Source organism: Alcaligenes ammonioxydans (genome assembly GCF_019343455.1).
Taxonomy (GTDB): Bacteria; Pseudomonadota; Gammaproteobacteria; order Burkholderiales; family Burkholderiaceae_B; genus Alcaligenes; species Alcaligenes ammonioxydans.
The window spans coordinates 1,576,473-1,601,694 of the sequence record NZ_CP049362.1 but is presented as its reverse complement, the minus strand read 5'-3'; the positions used below and the strand labels follow the sequence as shown (position 1 = coordinate 1,601,694).

Genomic DNA, 25,222 nt, shown 5'->3' with positions numbered 1-25,222 from the left:
ACGGGCTCGCGACCAGGGTTGCAGACACGATCACCCCGGCAAGCGCGACAGGACGTCTTGAGGGACCGGAGCGATTGGCGCCCCGCAATCTCCAGCACGGGCCAGGCACGGGATTCAAATCGGGCTGTCTCCATCCAGATCCGGGGCGGGGGCAGGTTCAGGGTAGGACACGCTCAGAATATCCAGCTCTTCCTTGCCGGCCGGGGTACGCAACACAACCGTATCGCCTTCACGCGCTTTAATCAGAGCACGGGCAACCGGTGAAATCCAGCTGATACGCCCTTGCAAAGGCTCGGCCTCGTCCACTCCCACAATCGTGATGGTGAACTCTTCACCTTGGCTGTCGCTGTACACCACAGTTGCACCAAAAAACACCTGATCCGGGTTCGGCTGCAAGCCGGGGTCGACCACTTCCGCAATTTCCAGACGTTTAGTCAAAAAACGGATGCGACGGTCAATTTCACGCAGGCGTTTCTTACCGTACAGGTAATCGCCGTTTTCTGAACGATCGCCATTGGAGGCGGCCCAGGAGACGATCTGTACGACTTCGGGGCGTTCTTTGTTCATTAGATGGCTCAATTCGCTGCGCAAACGGCGATAGCCCAGAACCGTCATATAGTTTTTGGTGCCGCTAGGCAGCGCGCTAGCCGGCGTGTCCAGATCGTCGTCATCGTCCTGATCGGACTCTTTTACAAAGGCTTTATTCATCGTTTTGATTGCTCCTGCTACAGCCACTCATGCCAGACAGGCTTCAACCCCGAAGGCAAAGGCGGCAAACCGCCCAAATCAATCCGCCCTTCACGGGGGCCATGAAAATCCGACCCGCAAGACACTTCAAAACCATAACTGCGCGCCACCTGGGTATACACACTGTATTCCTGAGCAGAGTGACTGCCCGTCAACACTTCAATCCCAACGCCCCCCAATTCCAGAAACTGGCTATACAAAGCATGACTGCGGGTGTCGTCCAGCTCATAACGTCCCGGGTGAGCAATAATGGCCTTACCACCCGACTCGCGTATCCAGCCTACCGCTTCCTCCAGACTGGCCCACACGGTTTCGACCGCAGCAGGTTTACCATCAGCCAGGTAACGACGAAAGGCTTCGTTCATATCGGCACAATATCCTTGCTGCACCAAAAAGCGCGCAAAGTGCGTTCGGCTGATCAACTCCGGGTTGGCTGCAAAGGGCACTGCGCCTTCGTACGCGTCAGGAAACCCCAGCTCCGCCAGACGCTCGCCCATTTGCCGGGCGCGCTGTCCACGGCCAGCACGCACGTCCTGCAAGGCCTGGTGCAGCGGCTCGTGGTCCGGGTTCACACCCAAACCCACAATATGGATGGTTTTGTTCGCCCAGGTAACGGAGATTTCCACCCCGTCAACAAACCCCATTCCCAACCGCTCGGCATGGTGCCGGGCCTGCTTGAGGCCACCGATTTCGTCATGATCTGTCAGGGCCCACAGCTTCACACCGTTAGCATGCGCACGCTCGGCAAGCTCTGCGGGGCTGAGCACCCCATCTGAATAAATGGAATGGCAATGCAGATCAACGGGCAGGCAGGCCTGAACACTCATAAGGGGCTATCCAGCAAGAAAGTAATCGATGTGGTTGATCTGCTCGGCATTGCGCAGCATGGGCGCATGCCCCACCTTGGGGATGGTCACCAGTTGGGAATTCGGATTGCGCTGCAACATTTCCTGCGCCACCTCTGGTTTCAGCAGATCAGACTCCTGGCCGCGCATAATCAGAACCTTGTCTGGCAAACCCTCATAAGCCCCCCAGAGCAAAGCCTGCGCTGCTTCCAAGTCCACATCCGCCTGCTGGGCAAAGGCTTGTGACAAGCGCAAGTCATAATGACGACGCCACTTTCCTTCATGCTCCACAAACACGTAACGGGACATCTGTGCCCATTCTTCGGCGGAGTGTTCCCCAAACGAGGCCGAGACAGACCGCACATAGTCCACCGCCTGCTCGAAAGTCTCAAACTGAACGGCTTGGCCCACGTATTCGCTGATGCGTTGCAGACCTGTCAGATTCAGCGCCGGCCCTACATCGTTGAGCACCACCCGCCCCAAAGGCAGTTGCAAAGGCGCTGATGCCAAGCCTGGGCCGGGGCGTGTGGGTCGCAGCAAGGCCGACATGGCTTGCGCGCCTTGCAAGCCCAGCGCAATCAAGCCCCCCATGGAGGTACCGACCCAATCCAGCCGTGCCGGCTTCACGCGGGCGATCAACACGAGCATGTCAGCCACGTATTGCGGGATGGCATAGGCGGCGGGGTCAATCAGCCAGTCCGAGCGACCTCGTCCCACCACGTCAGGAGCAATGACGCGATAGCGGCTGGACAGCCGCTGAGCCAGCAGGTCAAAATCCCGGCCTGTACGCGTCAGCCCGTGTACGCACATCAGGACCTGATCGTTATGGGGATCGCCCCACTCCCAGTACGCCATGCGATGCGTGCCTGCTGCACTGGCACACATAACCCAATTGAGGCGCGGCTCCTGTAGATCAGTTGTCATGAACGCTCGGACAAGAATTTGACAGATAAAGGGCTATTGTAGCCCAGGCTGACGGCTTTACCCTGCCGTTTATGTCCCCGCTCAGGGCGGTGGGGACGATTGCCAGTAGCGGGCGTAGCGGTCACGCTCGCCAAAGTAATACAAGGCTGACGGACGTGACTCCACCGTCAAAGCCCCCCATTGATCGGTACGCAGAAACAAAGCTCCTGATCGCTCCCAACGAGCCTGCACCAGGGCATGGGGGTGGCCGAAACGATTCCACCACCCCAGTTGGGCAATCGCCAGCCCCGCCTGCATCTGTTTGACAAAATGAGCCCCCGAGGAAGTCCGGGACCCATGGTGGCCGACCACAACCACATCAATGGGCCCCACGCCAGCCGCCACAATGGCTTGCTCCTGCGCGACACCGGCATCGCCTAACAGCAAGGCGCTGTGTCGGGCACCTTGAACCTCCAGCACGCAGCTGACGGCATTCTTGTCCTCCTCGCGACCGGAGGCAGCCTTGTCACTGCTCGGCTCAGCCGGCGGCCACCAGAAGCGAAAACGCACGCCATCCACTTCCCAACTGACATCCTGTTCGCAACGCCGGATCTGCTCTGGGCGCGGAGTGGAGCCCGTCGCGACGCCCAACAGGCGCTCCTCCCGACTCACATGCAGGTCCAGATCAAAGCTACTGTATGACCGACTGACCGGGGCGGCCTGCAAGACGCTGCGCGTCCCGCCCACATGATCCATATCGGCATGGGACAGCACCAAGGTATCTATCTGCCCTATCCCTGCTGCTTTGAGCCAAGGGGCGATGCTGCGTTTGCCCTCGTCCGAATCAGGGCCATAACGGTTTCCCACGTCAAATACCAATACCTGACTGCGGGTACGCAAGACTACGGCACTGCCCTGGCCGACATCCAGCGCAAATAAATCCCAGTCCCCTTCCTGAAGTAAAGAGGGGCGAATCGCCATAGCGGGGATCAACAGCGACAAGCCGCTCAAGCGGGACACAAACCCTCGGGGCAAGAGCAGAAGCAAGACCCCCAGCAAAGCCAGCACAGTCCAGGCCCAGTGTTGCGCAGGCACCGGAACGCTCGCCAGGTGGCGCTCAGCCAGCCATACCGTGGGCTGCATCGTGAAGTCCAGCGCGGCATGAGCGAGATAAGCGAGGGACTCACACCAGGCCGACGGTGCCTGGAGTGCGACCAGGATCAATAACAGCAGCACCAAGGGCGTGACAATCGAACCGATCAAGGTGATGGCGTACGCATTGGCGGGCAAGGAAGCCAGAGATACCTCGTGGAACAAGGGAGCCACGGCGGGCAACAAGGCCAGGGTAATCAGAATCTGCAGCCAGGCGGCAAACCCCATTCTGCGTCCCCAACGCTGCCACCACGCCCCAGCTGGCGGCACCCGTCCCATGAGCTGAGCAAAAGCGAACAGAACCGATACAGCCCCAAAGGACAAATAAAACCCGGTCGTCAGCCCCGCCCAGGGGTCGTGCAACACCACGACCCATGCCGCAAGCAGCAAGGTTCGGCCCGCGCCCAAATGCAAACCCCGGACACGACACAGGCCCACCACCAGCAACATCAAGAACGTACGTTGGGCTGGCACCCCCCAGCCTGCTATAAGGCAATACACCCCCGCCCCCGCAATCCCTACCCAGGTAGCAGCGAGCTGAGCCGGAATCTGCTCAGCCAGTACCCAGCGTCCCCAGCGGACACGTCGCCAGCACCAGGACACCAGACCGGCTAGAAGCACAGCCAGAAAGGTAACGTGCGTGCCACTGATGGACACTAAATGAGTCAGCCCGCTGCGATTGAAAATCAGCCAGTCCGGCGCAGCGATGCTGGCTTGATCCCCCAAGGACAACGCCAACATCACCCCGCCCCAGCGCCGCTCCTGCACATAAGGCAGCAAGAGCTTGCGAAGATGATGACGCACGCGCTCAGTCCACGTATGCCAGGAATCAGCCGGATCAAAAGCCAGGAGTTGCGGCTGACCCCGCACACTGCCAACAGCCCGCCAGCCTTGAGTGATGGCATGACGCTCTGCATCGAAACCGTGGGGGTTACGTGCTCCTTGCGGGGGTCGAACTAAGAGAGACATCCGCCAACGCTGGCCAGGCATCAGTTCCGGGAAGTGATGGTCAGGGGGCTCTCGATACAAAGAGTACCGTTGGGCTGCATTCCAGCGCACCAGGATATGCTCTGGCAAACCCGGCGGCTGGGAGCGCAAAACCCGTGCTTGAAACTGCCTGTGGCTGGGTCCTGCCTGCACTAAAGAAAGGATTTCCAACTCGACACGACTGACTTTATTGGTATCTTCCTCAAGGACAGACTGGCTGAGTCGATCCTGTATGTGCCAAACGCTGTAGCCGGCCCCCAAGAAGGCAAACACCAGGACATAGCTCACGGGAAACCGTGGGACTAGCACCAGGCACAGCAGCGCTGCACCCAGCCAGCACCAGACTGAATACCCTAAATAAGACGGTGCCAGAAAATGGGTAAATGTTGCAGCAGCCACAAAGGCAGCCAGACATGCCCGCCCTATCATGCGTTCTGTCCTGCCATATCGCCCCCAAGCCAAATCTGTAGCTTAGGAGTCCAGGCACCATCAGACCGTTACGGCAAACAACTTTGCTCACCTCGGCTTGTACCTACGAATCTTTCCCGCAACCGTCCATCAACCCGTCAAAACCGGGTCAAGAAGAGGCGCGACATGACAGGGCGAAAACCGTTATGGGAAAAGACAGTCGCACCCTGATCGCTCAAGCGCATTCACTGTCCCTGGCTCGACAGAAATGCATCCAGGCGAGGCAAAACTCGGCGGGCCGCGGCTCCAGTCTGCGCAATCACATCTGCCACATTAAGCCCCCGCAACTGCGCCAGACTGTCGGCCACCCCATACACCTGTGCCGGTTCGTTACGAACCGACGCCAAGGCAGTCCCGGGCTCCACCAGCCAGGACGGGGCCAGATCTGGAGCATCGGTCTCCAGCACCATATCAGCCAGACTCAACGCCTGCGCCAAACGGCGAATCTGTTTGGCGCGGCCAAATGTCATGGCCCCACCGAAACCCAAGGCATAGCCCTGGCGCACAAACATCTGCGCTTGCTGTTCGCTACCATTAAAAGCATGGGCAATCCCGCCGACTGCGGGATATTGGCGCAGATATTTCAGCACGCGATCCTGGGAGCGGCGAACATGTAGAAGGACAGGCAGACCATAGCGTTGCGCCAGGCCCAACTGGGCGTCAAACAGAAATTCCTGATGACGGCTGGCCTCGTCGGTTTTCAATTCGGGTACGAAGTAATCCAGACCGATCTCGCCCAAAGCGACTAGACGAGGATCAGGCAGCCGCAACTGGATTTCCCGCTCCAAGGCCTGCAGGTCCGTTACCCCTGCTCCCGGTGTAAACAATGGATGAATACCCAGCGCATACACACCACCGGGCGCTGCCAAGGCGGTCTCGCGAGCCGTCTGAAAATCAAACACGGCGACCGACGGCACCACAATCGACTGCACACCGGCTGCGCGGGCGCGCGCCATGACTTGCTCACGGTCCCGGTCAAATTCAGGAGCATCCAGATGACAATGTGTGTCGATAAGCATTACAGAATTCCGACAATAGCCCCTTCAGGTCAGCAAAGAGCAGATACACTGGGCCACATCGCGTCCGGCCGGGTGTCAGGACGGTCGATTGGCTCTGATTTCCTGGGTCAAATACCCCTTGTCCATCAGCAACTGACGATGCGCCAAGGAGGCCAGAGCCTGATCATGGGTGACGATCACAAACGCCGTGCCAAACTCCTCATTGACCCGGCTCAACAGCTCGAACATGCCTTCGGCGGTATAGCGATCCAGATTGCCCGTGGGCTCGTCCGCCAGCACGCAGGCTGGTCGTGTCACCAGGGCGCGCGCCAGAGCGACCCGTTGACGCTCCCCCCCGGACAACTGGCCCGGATAGTGATGCACACGCTGCGACAAACCCACCTGCTCCAAAATCTGCTGAGCCTGCTCGCGGGCTTCTTTGCGCTTCATGCGTCGCACGATCAAAGGCATGGCCACATTGTCCAAAGCATCAAACTCAGGCAGCAAATGATGAAACTGGTAGACAAAACCCAGCACCTTGTTGCGCAACTGGCTGCGCTCGCCTTCATTCAGGCTTTCCGTCTGCGTGCCGTTGACCTCGATACTGCCTGAATTAGGTTTATCCAGCAGACCCAGAGCATGCAGCAAGGTACTTTTCCCCGAACCGGAAGCCCCGATAATGGCCACCATCTCACCACGGCATACTTCCAGATTCACACCCGAAAGTACGTGGATAGTGTTGCCGCCTTCTTCGTACTGAACACTGACATCGCGGGCGCGCAACACGGTGGGAGCGATAAGATCAGTCATGACGCAGCACCTGTGCAGGTTGGAGCTTGGAGGCACGCCAGCTGGGGTACAGCGTGGCCAGGAAAGACAACACCAGGGAAACGATGGCAATCAGCACAATATCGTAAACCTGCGGATTGGATGGCAGTTCACTAATGAAATAAATCTGCTGGGGCAGGAATTTACGACCCATCAGGTTTTCAATAAAGGGCACGATCACGTCGATATTGTAGGCAATCAGCGTGCCCAGCCCCACACCCAACAGGGTACCCACCACCCCGATCAGCGACCCCTGCACCAGAAAAATGCGAGCAATCTCGCTAGGCGTGGCGCCAATGGTGCGCAAAATCGCAATATCCGACTGTTTATCCTTGACAGCCATAACCAGCGACGACAGCAAGTTAAAGGCAGCAACGGCCACAATCAGCGCCAGAATTAGAAACATCATGCGCTTTTCAGTTTGAACAGCTGCAAACCAGGTACGGTTATTGGCGGTCCAGTCCGACACCAGCACATTACGCGGCATGGCGCTGGCCAATTCCTGTCCCACCAAAGGGGCTTGCTGCATGTCTTTGATACGCAGACGCACGCCGCTGTTGCCGCTGTCACGAAAGATCTTCGAGGCATCTTCCACGTTCACAAACGCCAGACTGGCGTCGTACTCGTAATAGCCCGAGGAGAACACACCGGTGACGGTAAACTGACGCATGCGCGGTGAAAACCCCGCCGGCGATATCGAGCCTTGCGGAGCCATCAACATCACCGTGTCGCCAGTGCTGACTCGCAGCTGATTGGCCAACTGCTCACCCAGCACAATACCGAAGGTGCCCGGTTGCAAATTCTCCAGTCGGCCCATGACCATTTGCTGGGCCAACTCGGACACCTTGCTCTCTTGTCCGGGCTCAATCCCGCGCACCTGCACCCCCATCAGCTGGTTGCTGCGCACCAACATACCCTGCCCCGCAACATACGGAGCGGACCCCACCACAGCGGGATTGGTCTGGGCTTTTTGCGCCAGAGCGTTCCATTCGTTCAAGACCTGCTGATGATCGGCATTGCGCACAATCAGTTCAATATGCGGCAAGACTGAGAGCATGCGATCACGCACCTGAGTCTGAAAACCATTCATCACGGAGAGCACAACAATCAGCGCGGCCACGCCCAGGGCAATCCCCGCCATTGAACTGCCCGCAATAAAGGACACAAAGCGGTCTTTGTGTCCGCCACGCCGTTTGCGGCCTTTGGCCAGACCGGCATACCGCGCCCCAATCCAAAATTCGTATCCCATGCGAGCTGCTATCGCCTCAAAGAAAACACTACAATCGCTGTCATGCAGATCGTAATCAACGGCGCGCTGCCGGAACCGGCCATCGCGCGCGAACTCATTAAACACTTGCCCCAGAAGGCCCCTGCGCTGATTCAACTACTGACTCAGGGCACAGGCACCCTGTCGGTACGCGACCCAGCGACGGACCTGTGTACACCCGCACAATCCTGGCTGTTGCAGGCCCACGGTTTTACGGGGGACCAAGCCCAGCATCTTAGCGCAGGTCTGGCCCCTTTGCGGCTACGTCAGTTGAAACAAATCCACTCGGTAGCACCGGATCAGCCTGTCTGGCTGGCCGAACTGGTACACATTGCCCCGTCACGCGAGGGCGCCATGCTGATCCCCGCCGACCAATTGGCCTTGTCCGAATCCTACAGCCGAGCCTTGTTGCAGGCCATTGCTCCGTACCTGGACGACACTGGCTTTCAATTCGAGTATCTCAGCCCCGAATGGTGGCGCGTCACACCACCGGCTGATTTTACGGTGCAAGCGGCCTCAACAGAACTGGTCAGTCAAAGCAATTTGAACAATTGGTGGACTCAAGATGTGCAAACCCGCCCCTGGCGTCGTCTGATCAATGAATTTCAGATGCTGGCCTTTGCCCTGCCCGACAATCGGCAGCGCGAACAGGCAGGTTTACCCAGTGTCAACAGCTTGTGGCTATTTGGTGGGGCGTCCTGCCAGCAGTTAGGCCGCGAACCTGGGGACTTGCATCTGGTGGATGATTTGCATGACAGCTTGATACGGCAAGACTGGGGGCTTTGGCTTGAACAACTGGCCCAATTGGATCGCACCCTGCTTGCCCCCTTGCTCACAGGGCCCATGCCAGAGCTGGTGTTGACCGGACTGGACCGCTACGCTCACGTCGGTCCCGCGGCGCGCCGTATCTGGCCTTTTTCCCTGTTCAAACAACACTCTAACTGGAGTCAGTGGTGGTCACCCCTATCCTGAAAACCCGTCCCGTCCAAGAAGCCGCCAGCCAAGCCCTGAAACAGGCCGGAATTCACGATTTAATGGCCCGCTTGCTGGCCTCCCGAGGAGTGACAGACGCCGCGCAGATTGATCCAGCCTGGCGCAATCTGATTCCACCTGCCATGCTGACACAGGCCCGTGAGGCCGCTGCCCTGCTGGCCGATGCCATTGCCCGTCGTGATCGCATGTTGATCATCGCCGACTACGATTGTGATGGTGCCACGGCCTGCGCCGTAGGCCTGCGCGCCCTGCGCAGCATGGGAGCCATTGTGGACTTTCTGGTTCCCAACCGCTTTGAAACCGGCTACGGCCTGTCCCCAGCGGTCGTCGAACTGGCCGAGCAACACCCCTCGGGCAAGCCGGATCTGCTCATCACCGTCGATAACGGCATTGCCAGTATTGAGGGCGTCGAGGCTGCCCATCAGGCAGGAATGAAGGTGCTGATCACCGATCACCACTTACCGGGCGATGAGTTGCCCGACGCGTTGGCAATTGTGAATCCCAACCAGCCCGGCTGCGCCTTTCCCTCCAAAAACCTGGCCGGCGTCGGGGTCATTTTTTACCTGATGCTGGCCTTGCGTGCCGAGCTGCGTCAACGCGGCATTCTTGACGCCAATGGTGGCCCACGCCTGAACGAGCTGGCCGATCTGGTGGCGTTGGGTACGGTGGCCGACGTGGTTAGTCTCGATGCCAACAATCGCCTGATTGTCACCCAGGGGCTGGAGCGCATGCGCAAAGGCCAAATGCAAGTGGGACTACGGGCGCTATTCCAGGTGGCCGGTCGTGACCCCCGCCAGGCCAGTGCTTTCGATCTGGGTTTTGCCTTGGGCCCACGTATCAATGCCGCGGGTCGACTGGCCGACATGGCCTTGGGGATACGCTGCCTGATTACGGACGATGAAGACGAGGCCGCCCATTTAGCTCGCGAACTGGAGGAGATGAATCAGGATCGTCGATCGATTGAGCAAACCATGCGCGAAGAGGCACTGCGTGCAGCTGAACTGGCCGAGCCGGAGACCAGCGCCACGGTCTGCGTTTATCATCCTGAATGGCACCAGGGCGTGGTGGGTCTGGTGGCCTCCCGCCTGAAAGAAAAGTACTGGCGCCCGACCCTGGCTTTCGCCCAAGGTGATGAAGGCGAAATCAAAGGCTCAGGCCGCTCCATTCCCGACGTTCATCTGCGCGATGCACTGGATCTGGTCTCTAAACGCTATCCTGGCCTGATTCTGAAGTTTGGCGGCCACGCCATGGCAGCCGGGCTGACGATTGAAGAGGACAATTACGATGTCTTTGTGCAGGCTTTTGATGAGGCCGTGCAAGAGCTCACTGGTCGCTTCCAATTTGACCCCGTCATTGAAACAGACGGCTCCCTGGAGCCTGAGCACATCAATATCACGGTGGCTGGAATGCTGCAAAAACAAGTCTGGGGGGCAGGTTTCCCAGCACCCGTATTCCGCGACAGGTTCTTTGTTCGCCAGCAGCGCCTGCTGAAAAACAAGCATTTGAAACTGAACCTGGAGCGTAACGGCGAATACTTCGATGCCATCTGGTTCAATCGTGACGCCTTGCTGCCCGAGCATATCGAAGCCGCTTATCGCCTGGATCAAAACGAATGGAATGGCAATGTCAGTGTGCAATTCATTATTGAATTCGCTCAGGACTGCCCCATCAACCCAGCGGGCTGACCAAACCCAATCCCCTGCCCGCACCCCATTAACGTTCGCTATCCCTTGATTATCGCCGCACAGGGATAGCGCACTCCAGATGAGTTAACTCAAATGATCACGGAAGAACCCGCGGATGCGTTCATAGGCCGCTTCGCGGGCAGCCGGATTGGCTCCTACATGCACCCCTGCCTCGCCATTAACACCGTTGGGAACATTTTTACGGACGTAAACCTCATTGTCGCTGTCAAAGGCATGATAGGCACCTTCATACACGCGCAGTTCAACGGGCTCGTTGCGCTGCTGACTACGGGTAGCCAACTCTCGGCAGGGCTCTACCGGCGTCCAATCGTCTTTCTCGCCCGCTAAAATCAGCAAGGGGCCATACGCCGAAAACTCGGGACGCTTGCGCGACTGCCAGCCGCAACCTGGATACAAGGCCACTGCTGCTGCAAATTGCTGGCCCGAACGCCTATACGCTTCACTTGTCGCATCCATTACCGACAGTGCCCCGCTACCCCCGTGCGAAAACCCGATGGCGCCGATCTTGTTCCTAACAATGTCGGAGCGCGAGTTCAGGTATTGCAAGGCCCCATAAGCATCCAAGACCCGGTGTCTGTTCTTGATATCCCGATCCGCAAGAGGAGTCGTGCATATCTGTGACACGCCGCGTGGATTAAAGCTGTCCACCATCAACACCGCATAGCCCATCTCGTTGAGCAACTGCGCCATTTTGGTAAATCGCGGGGTGATGCGCCCGGTCTTGGCAGATAATGCTCCGGCGCAGCCATGAAACATAACAACAGCAGGAAAAGGCGCCTGAGCGGCCGGCTTGAACAGGTATCCGTCCAGCGTTAAAGCCTGATCTCCCTTCCACGTATCAAGGCTAGGAAAACTAAGCTGCTCGGGCTGCACCGGTTCTCCCTGCGCCACTCCCAGCATGGTCCCGCCCAGCACCAAAGCCGCTGCAATCAGGCCCCTGAACCGCGAACCAGACCTACGCGTAAAGCCGCTGGCTGTCTGCTCTGCATCCATCCGATTATTCACCAGGCTCTGTCTACTGTTTTTCATCGCCACCACGACCAGGAAATCTCGTTTAGAACATAAAGCTTGCTGCTGTCACCAAGTGGTACGGCGACGATGCAGCTTCATCCCTAGTGCAACATAAATGAAAGTGTGATTCAACCGAGCTTGGCAGGCCTATGGACGCTATTGATTGCCGTGACCGCTTGTCCCTTAGTGCTCTTTGCTCACACTCCCCGCTACTGAGACAAGGTGTAAAAAATGATCGGCCCTTTGCTTTAATTCTTGTTAGAACCTATTTACATCCCACATCAACATTCATAGTCGATTTCGCTCTACTTGTCCGACATCGTGCCTTTCAGATGCGAATTTGGAGACTGCTCAGGTAAGGCCCATAGGGCCATGAACAATGAGGTGCCGCTTCCTAACAACGCACTCGCCCAATCCTTCAGACCGGGAAACACAAACATATTCCAAAACAAGGCAGTCAGCGCCCCCAGAAGGGTAATCAATAAGACACTAAGCCCTGTTTTTGTAGGTTTCACTACGCTATAGAGCAAGGCTAATAGCAGCGCTGGAACACCATAGAAAACAAGCGCATTGAGTGCGGCCAGCAAAGCACCTGCCATACTGCCTACCAGCACCACCCATACCTCATCCCCGGTCTGTGACCCCGACAAGGCCAGCCACACCCCAATAAATGGGCCGGCCAGCACGGGACACAGCAAGAAACTCAAAAACACACGCCTGCGTGGGTATGGGCTCATGGCTTGCGCCCCTGTTCCTGGCTATACCTCGGAGGTCGAAACATAAACAAACCTCAGCCCTTATCACAAGACGAATTAAATGATTCGCCGCTAGGGTACTTAAACAAATCCCTTAATACTATCAAGAGCAGCAATGGCACTGTTGGTGCCGGTAGCTGCATCCAGGCCACTGCCCATTAGAGCAGATTTGTCGACCCTCTTGAAATGGTTTTCACGACCTGAAGCTTTGCTCTCCTCTAGATGGGGGCAAAACAACCATCGCCGTTATCAGCGAAAATATCGCACCTAATACGAATGCCTTTGACTGTATGTTCTGCAAAATTAATGGATAAGCGTGTTGAAATCTAGCTGATAGATCATTTCCACCCAACCCAAAAACATACTCTGTCCAAGCATATGCTGTAGAACCTCCACATATAAAAACGAGCAAGTAACTCAATGCTCCTCGTTTTAGCTTTATCCAAGCATAAAGCGCCCCCAAGATAGCTGCGGGAACCACTTCAAAGAACAGGGCAACAGCCATAGAGAGCAGCAACATTACGAACTGAAGCCATACATTCAACAAAATCCCTACGGTATCGGAAGCAGGCATCGTGAATAGAATTGCCAATCCCATACACAACCCTCCCCACATAGGAACGAGAGAGAAAGCCAATATGACTCTCAATACAGGATACTTACTCATGGCTTACATCCCTGCGCTTCACTATATCCAAGTAACTTGCAACCAAAGCGAACTCGTGATGCATAGTCCAGAATATCAACACCTGAAATTCTTGATGCTGTTCTGAAAATAATTCTTTCGGTAAGGTATTTTTCATGGATTGGCTGAAGAATTTTCTGCTCGATCATTAATTGGTTGATATCCCAAGACACAACATTATTAATCGTTTTATTATACAAATTGCTGAAATTACTAAACCCAGCATCCATCAGTGAGTTACCCGCTTCTGCTCGCCACTCATAAATGGAGGGTGCATTTACGCCAGCCAATAAAGACCCCATCAGAAAAGTGTAACTAGATCCACTTCCATCTGCACCCAGCCCCGTCAGGAACCTCCTCGATACATCTTCCGCACCCCCATACCACTTCGCCCCCGAACCGACGTTCTGCTCATAACGGTCCGATGCCCCAAAGAAATCCGCACGGTTATCAATGGTGTTGTAGTACAACGCAAAGCGCGCTTCTGCTCCAAGGCTGTTGTAGACATAATCAAAGGTGTTTTTGGACGAACGAGTCACGTCTCCATTCAATAAGGCCCAGGCATCTTGCATGGCAATGTACTGCGTGGCCGTATTGACCGCCGTACGACATGCATCACCAAGCGGATTGGCCGCGCAAAGCGCATTCATTTCTTTATCTAGAAACTGACTGAGCCGTTCAGCCTCTTGCTGGCTGGCCTTCTTTTGCTCCTCGGAGGAACATGTCTTGCCGCTCAGGCAGGCTTTCACTTTATCGACCGAAGATTGCGTCAGATAGTTGTTATCAAGAGCAGCAATGGCGCTGTTGGTGGCGGTAGCCGCCTCCAGACCACCGGTTGCACTGATACCGGCCACCAGCGTTGCAATCAGATTGCGCTTCGCTTCTTTTGCCTGCGCCGTCTCTCCCGGTTGATCCAGGAACAGATTGGTCAACAAGCTACTGCTTGCAGCGCCTAGTGCCCCGCCAGCACAAGCTTGATCGCTGGCCGCCGCTCCCGCACATGCCAGCACACCATGCAAGGCGGCATGCAAGGCGCTGCCTTCGGTCAATGTGCCATCTTTAACTAAGCCGCCGATAAACCCGGCCCCTTGCTGTTGCAGGTAATTGACCACCAGATTCTGGGCAAACTGTGAGGAGGCGCCAGTCACATTGCCCCCCGCGGCCGCCGCCAGGGCTGTCAGCACCTGACGGCCAGCACCACCCGGGGCCCAGATTGCCGTGGCTTTTAGCTGTTGTTCAAGCGCCGCCAAACGGGCAGGATCACGCTCACCTTCCGGCTTGCTCCGCTCACGATCCAATGCATTCTTGGCGGCTGTGGCTTCTTTGGCCCGATTGTTCAGGAATACGCCGGTCTCACGTTGCAAAGCCCCGACAATCTCAAACCCCGCCTGAATTTCCTGCTCATTAAAAATCGGCTTAAGAGCATTGCTGCCGTCCTGGCTCGTCAATACGTCACGGTTCAAACTGGCCAGACGCTCATCCAGTGTTTCCCCTGTCAGAAGCTGTTGCTTAGCTTGATCTGTAATGGTGATTTGAGCGCCACTAATGCCGCTATACGTGGTGCTGCTACTCTTGCCGCTGGCCGCCATGGTTAGGCAAGGTGGTGCCAGGCACCTGCTCCCAGCCCAATCACGGAACCCGCTAAGTTGCGCTCTTGAAGCCAGCGTGTGGACGGCCCACCCACATGACCATAATAAGCACCCACTGATACACCGATTTCATTGTGCCAGGCCCAGCCACGCTCACCCATGAGCATCAGCTCACCATCAAAGCCACGCACCGAGTAACGGCCACCAATAAAACGCTGGGACTGATCCCCCTCCAGCTCGATCTGTGAAATAGGAAAACAAGGACTTTCCTTGTCAGGCAATTGCTCGGGAGCGGGGATTTGCACAGGCGGCAAACGCACATCAGGCAGGCTCTCTTGCTGCTCACGCAGCACACGTTCCCGTTCCTGCTGTCGCAACAACTCTTGCGCCATTCCATTTTGTGTCTGCGCCAATGCAGGAACAAACGGCGCAAACAAAACCAGCAAAGGCCACCTCTTGGGCCAAACCGTGCCCCTCATCACCCATATCCCTTTTCGTAAGCATCAATATTTTTTTCTAATACCAGGAAACTGGCGGGGCTAATGATACCCAAGTAAACAAATGATGGGCGCGACAGTAATACCCTGTAGAAATACTTACGAATAAGGACAATTTGAATGGCTAGCCATCAGGACAATCTGGCTTCTGAACGCTGCGGCAAAGTCGCGAGCACCAAGCCCGCCAAAGCCAGGATGAAAGCGTACACATGCACGGTGGTGAAGCTCTCCCCCAACACCAGCACACCCACTGCTGCGGTGCCTAACGGCATCAGCACCATAAACACTGCGGCTTGCGAAGCAGGCACGGAACGCACACCCGTCATCCACAGCCAAACCGTCCAGACACTGGCGGCCAAAGAATAAAAAACCAGCAGCGGCCAGATCCAGCCTGCCGGTGCCGTGAAATCAAAATCCCAGGCGGCGTATAAGCCTAGTGGCGTAATCAGGGCCAAACTGCAGAGATTAATGATCGCGCTGATACGTTTGGGGCTAAGCATGGCAGTCAGGCGTTTGCCAATAACGGCGTAGGCCGATTCGCACAGGACCGCACAAAAAATCAGTGCATTACCCAACCACACTTTCCCTGGCTCCAATTGATCCACCCCGTGCTCATCAGCCTGCACCCAAGCCAACAAAGCAATACCCCCCATGCCCAAGGCCAAAGACGCCCACGTACGCGGTCCTATGCTTTCTTTTAGAAAATACCAGCTGAACAAGGCCACCATGCCAGGGATGGCCGACAAAATAACGCCCGCAGAGACCGCACTGGTCATGCTGATGCCCGTCACCATGCAAAGAGTGAAGAGGAAATTGCCCAGGAAGGATTCCAGAAAAATCAGGCCTCGAGTACGCAGGTCCAGTGCGGGCTCCGTCGATGGTTTGCGTACCCAGCGCAGCATGGCTATTGCGCCAATGCCAAAGCGTAGCCAGGCCAGCAAAAACACTGGCAACGCTGCGACCAGGGGCCGCGTCAGGGCGATATAACTGCCCACCAAGGACATGGACAAGGCCAAACACGCGTAGGCCGTCAGACGTGATCCCGCTCTCTTCACCCACCCTCTCCTAATACACACATTCGCCAGGCAGCTAATCAAAATACCACGGTGACCAGGGTCTACAATACGCCCGAGCTCGACCTTCCTGGATAAAAGACATGGCCTGCCATGTTGCCCGTTTCGCTCACCGCCGCCTGTACCCCTGACCTTACCCAGATCTGCTGTACGGCACTGTGTTGCCAGCGTTTTATCCCACCCCTGCGGAACGTCGCGTCGCCAGTCCTTAAGCAGGATTGCGATGTAGGGCCGGGACAATCCGGCCCGATCCATGCTGCTCCCCGTCACAGACTAATCCGCATCGTGCCAGCCTACCGGCCAGCCGTGCTCCTTGAAGGAAATTTGATCATGCAGGCTATCGCCCGCCTGAGCCGTTTTGTTGGCAATACCTTTGCCATCTGGGTTCTCCTGTTTGCCATTCTGGCTTACTACTTCCCCGACCACTATCGCTGGTTGGGCGCCTATATTGTTCCACTTCTGGGCATCATCATGTTCGGCATGGGACTGACCTTGTCACGTCAGGACTTTGCCGAAGTGTTTGTCCGGCCCGGCCGGGTGGCCATCGGCGTACTGGGTCAATTCATCATCATGCCCGCCCTGGCCTGGTTTTTGACCTACGCTTTTTCTCTGCCACCCGAACTGGCCATTGGCGTGATTCTGGTGGGTTGCTGCCCCGGCGGCACCTCGTCCAATGTCATGACCTTCCTGGCTCGTGGCGACCTGGCCCTGTCAGTAGCCATCACTTCGGTGACCACTTTGCTTGCGCCCATTGTGACTCCCGCCCTGATCTACTTCCTGGCCAGCCAATGGCTGGAAGTCAGCGCCACGGCCATGTTCTGGTCCATCGTTCAGGTGGTGATTCTGCCCATTGCCCTGGGCATTATTGTGCAATCCCTGCTGGGTGAGAAAATCCAGGCCGGCGTGGCCGCCCTGCCCCTGATCTCGGTAGTGGCCATTGTGGCTATCGTCGCTGCGGTGGTGGCTGGCAACCAGGCCAAAATCGCAACCAGCGGCCTGCTGGTATTTTCGGTCGTGGTCATCCATAACACGCTGGGCTACCTCCTCGGTTATTTGTTGGCCCGCCTGAGCGGCATGCCTTTACCTCAACGCAAAACACTGGCAATTGAAGTGGGCATGCAAAACTCCGGACTGGGCGTGGCACTGGCCAGTGCCCACTTTTCGCCATTGGCCGCTGTGCCCAGTGCCATTTTCAGTGTCTGGCACAATATTTCCGGACCTCTGGTGGCGACAATCTTCCGCCGCATGCGCAACGACAAGTAAGCCGTCACTGCCGCATTCAGGAACTTGAGTTCAAGACCTGAAAAGGGCGCTCCACAGAGCGCCCTTTTTACCTTTCACCTACCACCTACCGTTAGACGCTCAAACGAGCTTATCCCTTACGTCTTGCGCGACGACACATAAATACCGCCCACAATCAGCAAAAAAGCCGCGCCATGGTAGGGCTTGGGCGTATCGCCCAGAATAAAGACGGACATCAACGCGGCAAAGACAGGCATCAGATTGACGAAAAACCCGGCGGTGGCTGCACCCACGCGCTGGACCGCGACCCCCCAGCATCGGAGAGCGATCAGAGCCGGCCCGGTACCGACATACAAAATAGCCAATACCAGCCCCCAGGACCAGTCGATATGCCAGTCGGTAAACTTCCACTCCATGGCGGCAAACGCACCCGACCAGATCAACCCGAAAAAGACTTGTGCCATCACCACTGTCGCCCAGGTCTGAGCGATGACCCCCTCATGGCGCCGCGTGCTAAGCATCCAGCTGTACACCGCCCAGGCAATGGTGGCGATCACCATATACAGGTCGCCCGGCACAAAACGAAACGCCACCAGTTCCTGCCAGTCCGCCCGGGTCAATACCAGTAGCACGCCCAGCAAAGACATCAGGCCGCCCAGCAACTGACGGCCATTCACGCTGGACTTGAAGAACAAACGCCCAATCACCAGCATCCAAAACGGTAAGCTGGCATTGACTAGCGTCACATTGATGGGAGAGGAGCTCTGTAGCGCCAGGTATTGCAAGGCGTTATAAATCCCTATGCCCAGCAAACCCAGGATGGAGTAACGCTTCCAGTTGGCCCACAGGTTGCTGTTGCGTTGCAACACCTGCCGCCCCACAAAAAGCAAGATGGTAAACGCGACCAGCCAACGAAAAAAATTCAGGGTAATGGGAGGGACCTGATCATGAATCAGGCGCCCTACAATCGCATTGCTTGCCCACAAAATCGTGGGTAATACCAGTAAAGCAGTGGTGCCAGGGGTCAGTTTCTGAGTGCTCACAAGCATGTCCTAAAAAACAGCAACGGCGCATCTGATCCCTCTTCAGATCAGCGCTGCGCCGTTACGATGGGCCTAGTATATAGGCAAGAGCGGCCTGCTCTCTACGCCTGGACCGGACCGTTTGCACACGCATGAACTGGTCAATCTTTGACCAATCCATAAATATTATTTATAATCATACAATTGTCACGTCATGGCGCCGACTGAATACCATTGGCCCATCCCATTCACGCTCGTCTGGCTTTCACAACAGCAGATGCAGCTACCCAGGGTAAATCGACCTTGAAACACCCCCACTTTTGGGAATAAGGCTTGACCTGTTCAAGCGCCCCAAGTGCATTACTTGGCACCACAACCCGTATCGTTGACCGCATGGGCCTGTTCCACGCGGTGCAATGCAGGTCTACGTTCTTGGCAAGTCGTCGTGTTTTTGCCCGCTTTTCAGGTATGCAGATTCCGTCTGCACAGGCGGGTTCCCTCATGAACGCTGGGCATGTTTTCAATTTGATCAACCCGACCCTGTCCGGAACCCCCTGCTCCTGACAGACACTGTTTCGCCCCGATTTTTATGGGCCTAGTCCCAGGCTGGACCTTTGATACCCTTACCCGGTTTGTCGGTCTGCCTTGTGGCTGAGCCTGTCCCCGTCCCGCCCTGCAGGGCCAGACGGGAATTATTATTTTTAAAGGAGTCCCGATTTATGGCCAAAGAAGAGCTACTTGAAATGCAAGGTTCCGTCACCGAAATCCTGCCTGACTCGCGCTTTCGTGTCACCCTGGACAACGGTCACGCAGTTATCGCCTACACAGGCGGCAAGATGCGCAAACACCACATCCGTATCCTGGCTGGCGACAGCGTCACTTTGGAAATGTCGCCCTACGACCTGAGCAAAGGTCGCATTATTTTCCGCCACCTGCCCAAACGCGTTGGCGCTCCCAGCTCCGCGCCGCGTCGCAGCCCCCAGCGTCGCTAAAACCTATCGCCACACCCCTGTCACAATTAGATGCAAAGATAACCGTGCCTGACAGGGGTGCGACAAACGCCATCAGCGCCTAGGCGCACCCCACTTTACTGTGGGAGTCGCCTTGAAAAAACTACTGACGCTCAAAACAGGCTTTATCGCCTATTTTGCAATCCTGAGCCTGTTTTTAGTCCTGATGCTGATTGCCCTGCAGCACCTGAGCAACAGCATCGAACAACGCAAGCACCTGGAAGCGCAGCGCCATCAAACCACAGCGCTCAGCAAAGACTTCAAACGCATCAGCGAATTACTGAGCCGGCAGGCTATCGCGTTTGTCTCCAGCGAGCAGATCGAATTCCAGGAAAACTTCCGCCATCTGCTGGCGGTGTTTACCGGTGCCCAGGCGGATCAGGAGGGGGTGACCCTGAGCATGCTGGAACGCTTCAACGATCTGGACCTGGAACCGGCCGAACAGAATCTGCTGCGCTCGGCCTATGATCAGACCCTGGCATTGAGCCAAGTTCAGTTCGAGGCCATTCAAACCGCCAGCGGCCAGTTTGAAGACAGCAACGGCGCCATCCGGATCGCCTTGCCCAATGCCCTGATGGCCAAAGTGCTGGTATTCAGCCAGCAATACATTCAGGCATCCACCCAAATCACCCACACGCTCGACCAGTTCGAGCATCAGTTCAGCGAGCGCCTGGATCAGTCCCTGGGGTTGGCCGGTCGCAGCAGTGATCGCGCCTTCAGTTTGGCCCTGGCCGCCCTGGCGCTGTTCTTCATCGCCAGTACAGTCGCACTGCGCCTGCTGTACCGCTCCATCAAGCAGCCCTTGGACCAGGGTGCCAATCTGGCCAAGGAACTGGCGCAAGGCAAACTCAATGCCCAATTGAGCGTGCGTCGTCACGACGAGTTTGGCACCTTGCTCACCGCCCTGAACGGCATCGGACAGGGCGTACAAACCGTTGTACATCAAATTCGTGAACAAACCGGTCTGATCCGGGAAGGGGCGCACGCGATCGTACTGGGAAGCCAGAACCTGGGCACACAGATTCTGGAGCAGTCGACCGAGCTCAACCAGACTGTCAAAACCATGAATCAGTTGGCCGACACCGTAAGACAAAATGCCCGGCAGGCCCAAACGGCAGACCATCTGGCCCAAGATACCTCCAGCCAGGTCGCACAGGGCAATCTGGCTGCGCACACCCTGCTCGAGACCATCAATGCGATTGCCGATAGCTCGCACAAAATGAGCGAGATCACCAAGCTCATTCGCAGTATCGCCTTTCAAACCAATATTCTTGCCTTGAACGCCGCGGTGGAAGCGGCCCGCGCCGGTGTGCACGGCCATGGCTTTGCGGTCGTCGCTGCCGAGGTACGCAACCTCGCCCTTCGTTCCACGGATGCCTTGCAACAGATTTCCACCCTGATCTCCAGCTCGGTAGAACAAACCGAACAAAGCTCGGCGGCGGCGCGCGGCATGGCGCAGGTGATGGCCAGCACGCAGCACAAGGTCAATGAAATGCGCCGTATTGTGGCCGACATTGCACAGGCCTCCCAGGATCAGGCCACCCACATCGACTCAGTGAACCAGGCCATGACCCATCTGGACCAGCAAGGCCAGAGCAATCGCCAACTGCTTGAACACAGCGCCCACACAGCCCAGGAACAACTGGAGCAAACCACGTTGCTGGCACAGGTCGTGGCGCATTTCAGCCTGGATCAAGCTCTCTCCGAACCGGCGCCTCACTCCCAAAGCACCGTATCAAACCGAGATTCCTACCCTTCTGCACCCGTCTATCGTGCCGTCGCTTGCACAATGTCCGGTTCCTGAGCGGCCAATACGTGCCATAGACCGCCGATAAGGGTAAAATCGGAAGTTTGCCGCGCGCCGCCTTTGCAGCGCTGGTGCGCATGGCACCTCAAACATAGGAAAGCCGCTGAATCATGGAATCGGAACGACTTAATCAACTGGAAGCCCGCCTTGCCGATTATTCGGAGCGGGAAAATGCCTTACGGAGGTATCTTTGACTACGATGAAAAAGCGCATCGCTTGCACGTAGTCAATGCCGAACTGGAAGACCCCAACGTCTGGAACGACCCGCAACGAGCCCAGGATCTGGGCCGCGAGAAAAAAAGTCTGGAAAACGTGGTGCATGTGCTCGATGCCTTGCACAAGGGTCTGAAAGACTCGCAGGATCTGTTTGAACTGGCTGCGATGGACGATGATGATGCCACCATTGCCGCCATCGAGGAAGATTGCGCCGCCATGGCCAGCCGGATCGAAGAGCTGGAGTTTCGCCGCATGTTCTCCAACCCTGCCGACCCGCTTAACTGCTTTATGGATATCCAGGCCGGCGCCGGTGGTACCGAAGCCCAGGACTGGGCCTCCATGTTGCTGCGCATGTACGTGCGCTATGCCGAACACAAAGGCTTCAAGGCGGAAATTCTGGAACAGTCTGACGGGGACGTGGCTGGCATCAAATCGGCCTCCATCAAGATTGAAGGCGATTACGCCTATGGTTTTCTGCGCACCGAAACCGGGGTACACCGCCTGGTTCGCAAGAGCCCCTTTGATTCGTCCAATGGTCGCCACACCTCGTTTACCAGTGTGTTTGTCTACCCGGAAATTGATGACTCCTTTGAAGTGGAAATCAATCCGGCCGACTTGCGTATTGACACCTACCGCGCCAGTGGCGCCGGTGGTCAGCACATTAACAAAACCGATTCGGCAGTTCGTATTACGCACGAACCCAGCGGCATCGTGGTGCAGTGTCAGAACGACCGTTCGCAGCACCGCAACCGTGCGGAAGCCATGCAAATGCTCAAGTCCCGCCTGTATGAACTGGAAATGCGCAACCGTATGGCCGAGCAGCAGAAACTGGAAGACTCCAAGAGCGATGTAGGCTGGGGACACCAGATCCGCTCTTATGTGCTGGATCAAAGCCGTATCAAGGACTTGCGCACCAATTACGAAATCTCCAATACGCAAAAGGTACTGGACGGCGATCTGGACCCCTTTATTCAGGCCAGCCTGAAACAGGGTATTTAAATGCACGCTTCCACGCTGACCATTTTGAGTGGTGCCTCACGTGGCCTGGGCTTGTCCCTGGCGCGTCAGGCGCTGGCCGCTGGCCACCAGTTGATTACGCTGGCCCGCAGCGAGCTGCAGCTGGACGCGCCCCCCGGGGCGCACCAGCATCTACAAGTGGACCTGGCCAGCGCGGAAGGCACACAACAGGCTGCCAAGGCTGTGCAGGCCTTGATCAGCCAGGCCCAGGCTCAACGCTACGTGCTCATTAACAATGCAGGCACGGTTGATCCTGTTGCGCAGGCCAGCCACCTGCTCGATGCCCAGGCCATTACACAGGCGCTGCAACTGAACGTCGCCAGTGTCATGAGCCTGACCGCCGCCTTTTTACAAGGCGCCCCCAAGGATGCCCAGCGACAGGTGCTCAACATCTCTTCGGGTGCCGGCCGCAAGCCCGTATCGGGCTGGGCCGTGTATGGAACCAGCAAGGCCGCGCTGGATTTTTACACACAGACCCTGAAGCTGGAAAACCCGGAGCTGGCCGTTTGCTCCCTGGCCCCTGGCGTGGTGGATACCGATATGCAAGGCCATATCCGTAACCAGTCCCGCGACCAGTTCCCGAATCTGAGCCGCTTTATCGACCTGCATCAGAAAGGGCAGCTAAGCAGCCCGGACGACACAGCCAAGCAAATTCTGCGCTATCTGGACAGCCCTGCCTTTGGCCAGCACGTTCTGGATGACATCCGCCACTACGAATAAGTACTGACACAATGACTGAACCGCTAGACACTTCCGCACCCGTTGTAGACGAGAACCGCCTGATCGCCGAGCGCCGCTCCAAACTGGATCGCCTGCGCGAGAATGGCATCGCTTACCCCAACGATTTCCGCCCCGATGCGCACGCTGCCGAACTGCACAGTCAGTACGGTGAACAGGACAAAGATGCCCTGGCAGCAATCAATAAAATGGTGAAAGTGGCTGGCCGCATGATGCTCAAACGTGTCATGGGTAAAGCCAGTTTTGCCACATTGCAAGATGCCTCGGGCCGCATCCAGATCTATCTGGACAAAGGCGTACTGGGCGAAGAACGCTACGCGGAATTCAAAGGCTGGGATATCGGTGACATCCTGGCTGTGGAAGGCACCGTCTTCAAAACCAATAAAGGCGAACTGTCGGTACACGCCACCAGCGTTCGCCTGCTGGCCAAGTCCCTGCGCCCCCTGCCCGACAAATTCCACGGTCTAGCAGATCAGGAACTGAAATACCGTCAGCGTTATGTGGACCTGATCATGGGTGAGCACACTCGCCAGACATTCCTTGCCCGCAGTAAGGTCATGAGCAGTCTGCGCCAGCACATGGCCCAGGCCGACTTTCTGGAAGTGGAAACCCCCATGCTGCACCCGATCCCGGGTGGTGCCTCGGCCAAGCCTTTTATCACGCATCACAACGCGCTGGACATGGAAATGTACCTGCGTATCGCTCCCGAGCTGTATCTGAAGCGTCTGATCGTGGGCGGTTTTGAACGCGTGTTCGAGATCAACCGCAACTTCCGTAACGAAGGTGTCAGCCCCCGTCACAATCCCGAATTCACGATGATGGAGTTTTACGCGGCCTACACCGATTACCAATGGCTGATGGACTTCACTGAAAATCTGATTCGCGAAGCAGCGATCAGCGCCTGTGGCACGGCAACCCTGCAATATCAGGAGCGCGAGCTGGACCTGAGCCAGCCCTTTGATCGCCTGACCATCACCGGTGCGATCATGAAGTACGCTCCGTCCTACACCCAGGAGCAGTTGCAGGACCTTCAGTTCCTGCGCACCGAGCTGGCGCGCTTGAAAGTGGACGTGAATGCGCCGCCATTGCGCGATGCGGGTCTGGGCGCCCTGCAACTGGCTCTGTTTGAAGAAACTGCGGAATCCAAGCTCTGGCACCCTACGTTCATCGTGGACTACCCCGTGGAAGTATCGCCATTGGCACGAGCCTCGGATACCCAGGAGGGCATTACCGAGCGCTTTGAGCTGTTCATCACTGGCCGCGAGATCGCCAATGGCTTCTCGGAGCTGAACGACCCTGAAGATCAGGCAGCTCGCTTCCAGGCCCAGGTTCAAGCCAAGGATGCTGGCGACGAAGAAGCCATGTTCTACGACGCCGACTACATCCGCGCACTGGAGTACGGCATGCCTCCTACAGGCGGCTGCGGTATCGGCATCGACCGTCTGGTCATGTTGTTGACCGATAGCCCCGCGATCCGCGACGTGATCCTGTTCCCTCACCTGCGTCGCGAAGACTGATCGCTGCGCCAGACTCGGCTCTCGCCCGGGCCGTTGCGCCGCTTAAACGCGGCGCGGCGGCCCGGGCGAGCGTCTTGGTGAACAGCGCTGGGCGATTGAACATCGCAACCCTGACAGCCATGTTCGCTCGTTGAGCCACTGACTCTGGT

The 25,222-nt window shown here is 56.9% G+C and carries 22 protein-coding genes; 8 read left to right on the top strand and 14 right to left on the bottom strand.

Annotation, left to right across the window (positions count from 1 at the left end; translation table 11 throughout):
* Positions 1 to 114 precede the first annotated feature (114 nt).
* The 7 genes from greB to FE795_RS07215 all read right to left on the bottom strand — a co-directional run bounded on the left by greB (position 115) and on the right by FE795_RS07215 (position 8,177).
* The gene (gene greB, locus FE795_RS07245) at positions 115 to 708 is read right to left on the bottom strand and encodes a transcription elongation factor GreB (RefSeq protein ID WP_003801341.1); all 594 of its coding nucleotides are present in this window, start codon (positions 706 to 708) and stop codon (positions 115 to 117) included.
* Between the two features lie 17 nt (positions 709 to 725).
* The gene (locus FE795_RS07240; protein WP_003801344.1) at positions 726 to 1,574 is read right to left on the bottom strand and encodes a PHP domain-containing protein; all 849 of its coding nucleotides are present in this window, start codon (positions 1,572 to 1,574) and stop codon (positions 726 to 728) included.
* A 6-nt stretch (positions 1,575 to 1,580) separates the two neighbouring features.
* Positions 1,581 to 2,477 (bottom strand): alpha/beta fold hydrolase, encoded by an 897-nt coding sequence (locus tag FE795_RS07235; RefSeq protein ID WP_131071907.1) that lies wholly within the window; start codon positions 2,475 to 2,477, stop codon positions 1,581 to 1,583.
* Between the two features lie 120 nt (positions 2,478 to 2,597).
* Complete coding sequence (locus tag FE795_RS07230; RefSeq protein ID WP_131071575.1) at positions 2,598 to 5,063, bottom strand: DNA internalization-related competence protein ComEC/Rec2; 2,466 nt, start codon at positions 5,061 to 5,063, stop codon at positions 2,598 to 2,600.
* A 224-nt stretch (positions 5,064 to 5,287) separates the two neighbouring features.
* Positions 5,288 to 6,121, bottom strand: coding sequence for a TatD family hydrolase (locus tag FE795_RS07225; RefSeq protein WP_131071574.1), 834 nt, complete (start codon positions 6,119 to 6,121; stop codon positions 5,288 to 5,290).
* Positions 6,122 to 6,196: 75 nt separating this feature from the next.
* On the bottom strand, positions 6,197 to 6,910 hold the full coding sequence (locus FE795_RS07220; protein WP_003801352.1) for an ABC transporter ATP-binding protein: 714 nt from the start codon (positions 6,908 to 6,910) through the stop codon (positions 6,197 to 6,199).
* On the bottom strand, positions 6,903 to 8,177 hold the full coding sequence (locus FE795_RS07215; protein WP_131071573.1) for a lipoprotein-releasing ABC transporter permease subunit: 1,275 nt from the start codon (positions 8,175 to 8,177) through the stop codon (positions 6,903 to 6,905). Before FE795_RS07215 ends, FE795_RS07220 begins: the two co-directional genes overlap by 8 nt.
* A 42-nt stretch (positions 8,178 to 8,219) precedes the next feature.
* Here FE795_RS07215 and FE795_RS07210 point away from each other — a divergent pair, with 42 nt between their 5' ends.
* Together FE795_RS07210 and recJ are read left to right on the top strand one after the other, a co-directional pair.
* Complete coding sequence (locus FE795_RS07210; protein WP_059317742.1) at positions 8,220 to 9,167, top strand: hypothetical protein; 948 nt, start codon at positions 8,220 to 8,222, stop codon at positions 9,165 to 9,167.
* Positions 9,149 to 10,873: a single-stranded-DNA-specific exonuclease RecJ gene (gene recJ / locus FE795_RS07205; RefSeq protein ID WP_131071572.1), complete on the top strand. Its 1,725-nt coding sequence runs from the start codon at positions 9,149 to 9,151 to the stop codon at positions 10,871 to 10,873. Before FE795_RS07210 ends, recJ begins: the two co-directional genes overlap by 19 nt.
* Positions 10,874 to 10,957: 84 nt before the next feature.
* Here the strand turns inward: recJ and FE795_RS07200 are convergent, their stop codons facing one another.
* The 6 genes from FE795_RS07200 to FE795_RS07175 all read right to left on the bottom strand — a co-directional run bounded on the left by FE795_RS07200 (position 10,958) and on the right by FE795_RS07175 (position 16,486).
* Positions 10,958 to 11,923, bottom strand: coding sequence for a dienelactone hydrolase family protein (locus FE795_RS07200; protein WP_230406287.1), 966 nt, complete (start codon positions 11,921 to 11,923; stop codon positions 10,958 to 10,960).
* A gap of 287 nt (positions 11,924 to 12,210) precedes the next feature.
* Positions 12,211 to 12,642, bottom strand: a complete 432-nt coding sequence (locus FE795_RS07195; protein ID WP_131071571.1) for a hypothetical protein — start codon at positions 12,640 to 12,642, stop codon at positions 12,211 to 12,213.
* Positions 12,643 to 12,853: 211 nt separating this feature from the next.
* The gene (locus FE795_RS07190) at positions 12,854 to 13,327 is read right to left on the bottom strand and encodes a hypothetical protein (RefSeq protein WP_003801366.1); all 474 of its coding nucleotides are present in this window, start codon (positions 13,325 to 13,327) and stop codon (positions 12,854 to 12,856) included.
* On the bottom strand, positions 13,324 to 14,934 hold the full coding sequence (locus tag FE795_RS07185) for a hypothetical protein (RefSeq protein WP_207307402.1): 1,611 nt from the start codon (positions 14,932 to 14,934) through the stop codon (positions 13,324 to 13,326). The genes FE795_RS07190 and FE795_RS07185 overlap by 4 nt, the downstream gene beginning before the upstream one ends.
* Positions 14,935 to 14,936: 2 nt before the next feature.
* Positions 14,937 to 15,413 (bottom strand): ShlB/FhaC/HecB family hemolysin secretion/activation protein, encoded by a 477-nt coding sequence (locus FE795_RS07180; RefSeq protein ID WP_165477548.1) that lies wholly within the window; start codon positions 15,411 to 15,413, stop codon positions 14,937 to 14,939.
* Positions 15,414 to 15,562: 149 nt separating this feature from the next.
* Complete coding sequence (locus tag FE795_RS07175) at positions 15,563 to 16,486, bottom strand: DMT family transporter (protein ID WP_219235949.1); 924 nt, start codon at positions 16,484 to 16,486, stop codon at positions 15,563 to 15,565.
* A 348-nt stretch (positions 16,487 to 16,834) separates the two neighbouring features.
* Here FE795_RS07175 and FE795_RS07170 point away from each other — a divergent pair, with 348 nt between their 5' ends.
* Positions 16,835 to 17,767 carry a bile acid:sodium symporter family protein gene (locus tag FE795_RS07170; RefSeq protein ID WP_003801373.1) on the top strand — a complete coding sequence of 311 codons (933 nt, stop codon included), beginning with the start codon at positions 16,835 to 16,837 and terminating at the stop codon, positions 17,765 to 17,767.
* Between the two features lie 116 nt (positions 17,768 to 17,883).
* On the opposite strand, the gene FE795_RS07165 is transcribed toward FE795_RS07170, so the two are convergent.
* Complete coding sequence (locus FE795_RS07165) at positions 17,884 to 18,795, bottom strand: DMT family transporter (protein ID WP_059317749.1); 912 nt, start codon at positions 18,793 to 18,795, stop codon at positions 17,884 to 17,886.
* A 692-nt stretch (positions 18,796 to 19,487) separates the two neighbouring features.
* Between FE795_RS07165 and infA the strand changes: the two genes are divergently transcribed.
* From infA to lysS, 5 genes are all read left to right on the top strand, one after another.
* On the top strand, positions 19,488 to 19,760 hold the full coding sequence (gene infA, locus FE795_RS07160) for a translation initiation factor IF-1 (RefSeq protein ID WP_003801377.1): 273 nt from the start codon (positions 19,488 to 19,490) through the stop codon (positions 19,758 to 19,760).
* Positions 19,761 to 19,872: 112 nt separating this feature from the next.
* Entirely contained in the window at positions 19,873 to 21,582 is a 1,710-nt protein-coding gene (locus FE795_RS07155; protein WP_059317750.1) for a methyl-accepting chemotaxis protein, read from the top strand.
* A gap of 113 nt (positions 21,583 to 21,695) precedes the next feature.
* Positions 21,696 to 22,800 (top strand): peptide chain release factor 2 gene (gene prfB / locus FE795_RS07150; RefSeq protein WP_131071568.1). Its coding sequence is split into 2 segments (ribosomal slippage): positions 21,696 to 21,776 and positions 21,778 to 22,800, totalling 1,104 coding nucleotides; the frame shifts between segments, so codons are not numbered across the junction.
* Entirely contained in the window at positions 22,801 to 23,538 is a 738-nt protein-coding gene (locus FE795_RS07145; protein WP_059317751.1) for an SDR family NAD(P)-dependent oxidoreductase, read from the top strand.
* A gap of 11 nt (positions 23,539 to 23,549) precedes the next feature.
* Positions 23,550 to 25,073, top strand: coding sequence for a lysine--tRNA ligase (lysS, locus tag FE795_RS07140; RefSeq protein WP_059317752.1), 1,524 nt, complete (start codon positions 23,550 to 23,552; stop codon positions 25,071 to 25,073).
* The last annotated feature ends 149 nt before the right edge of the window (positions 25,074 to 25,222 follow it).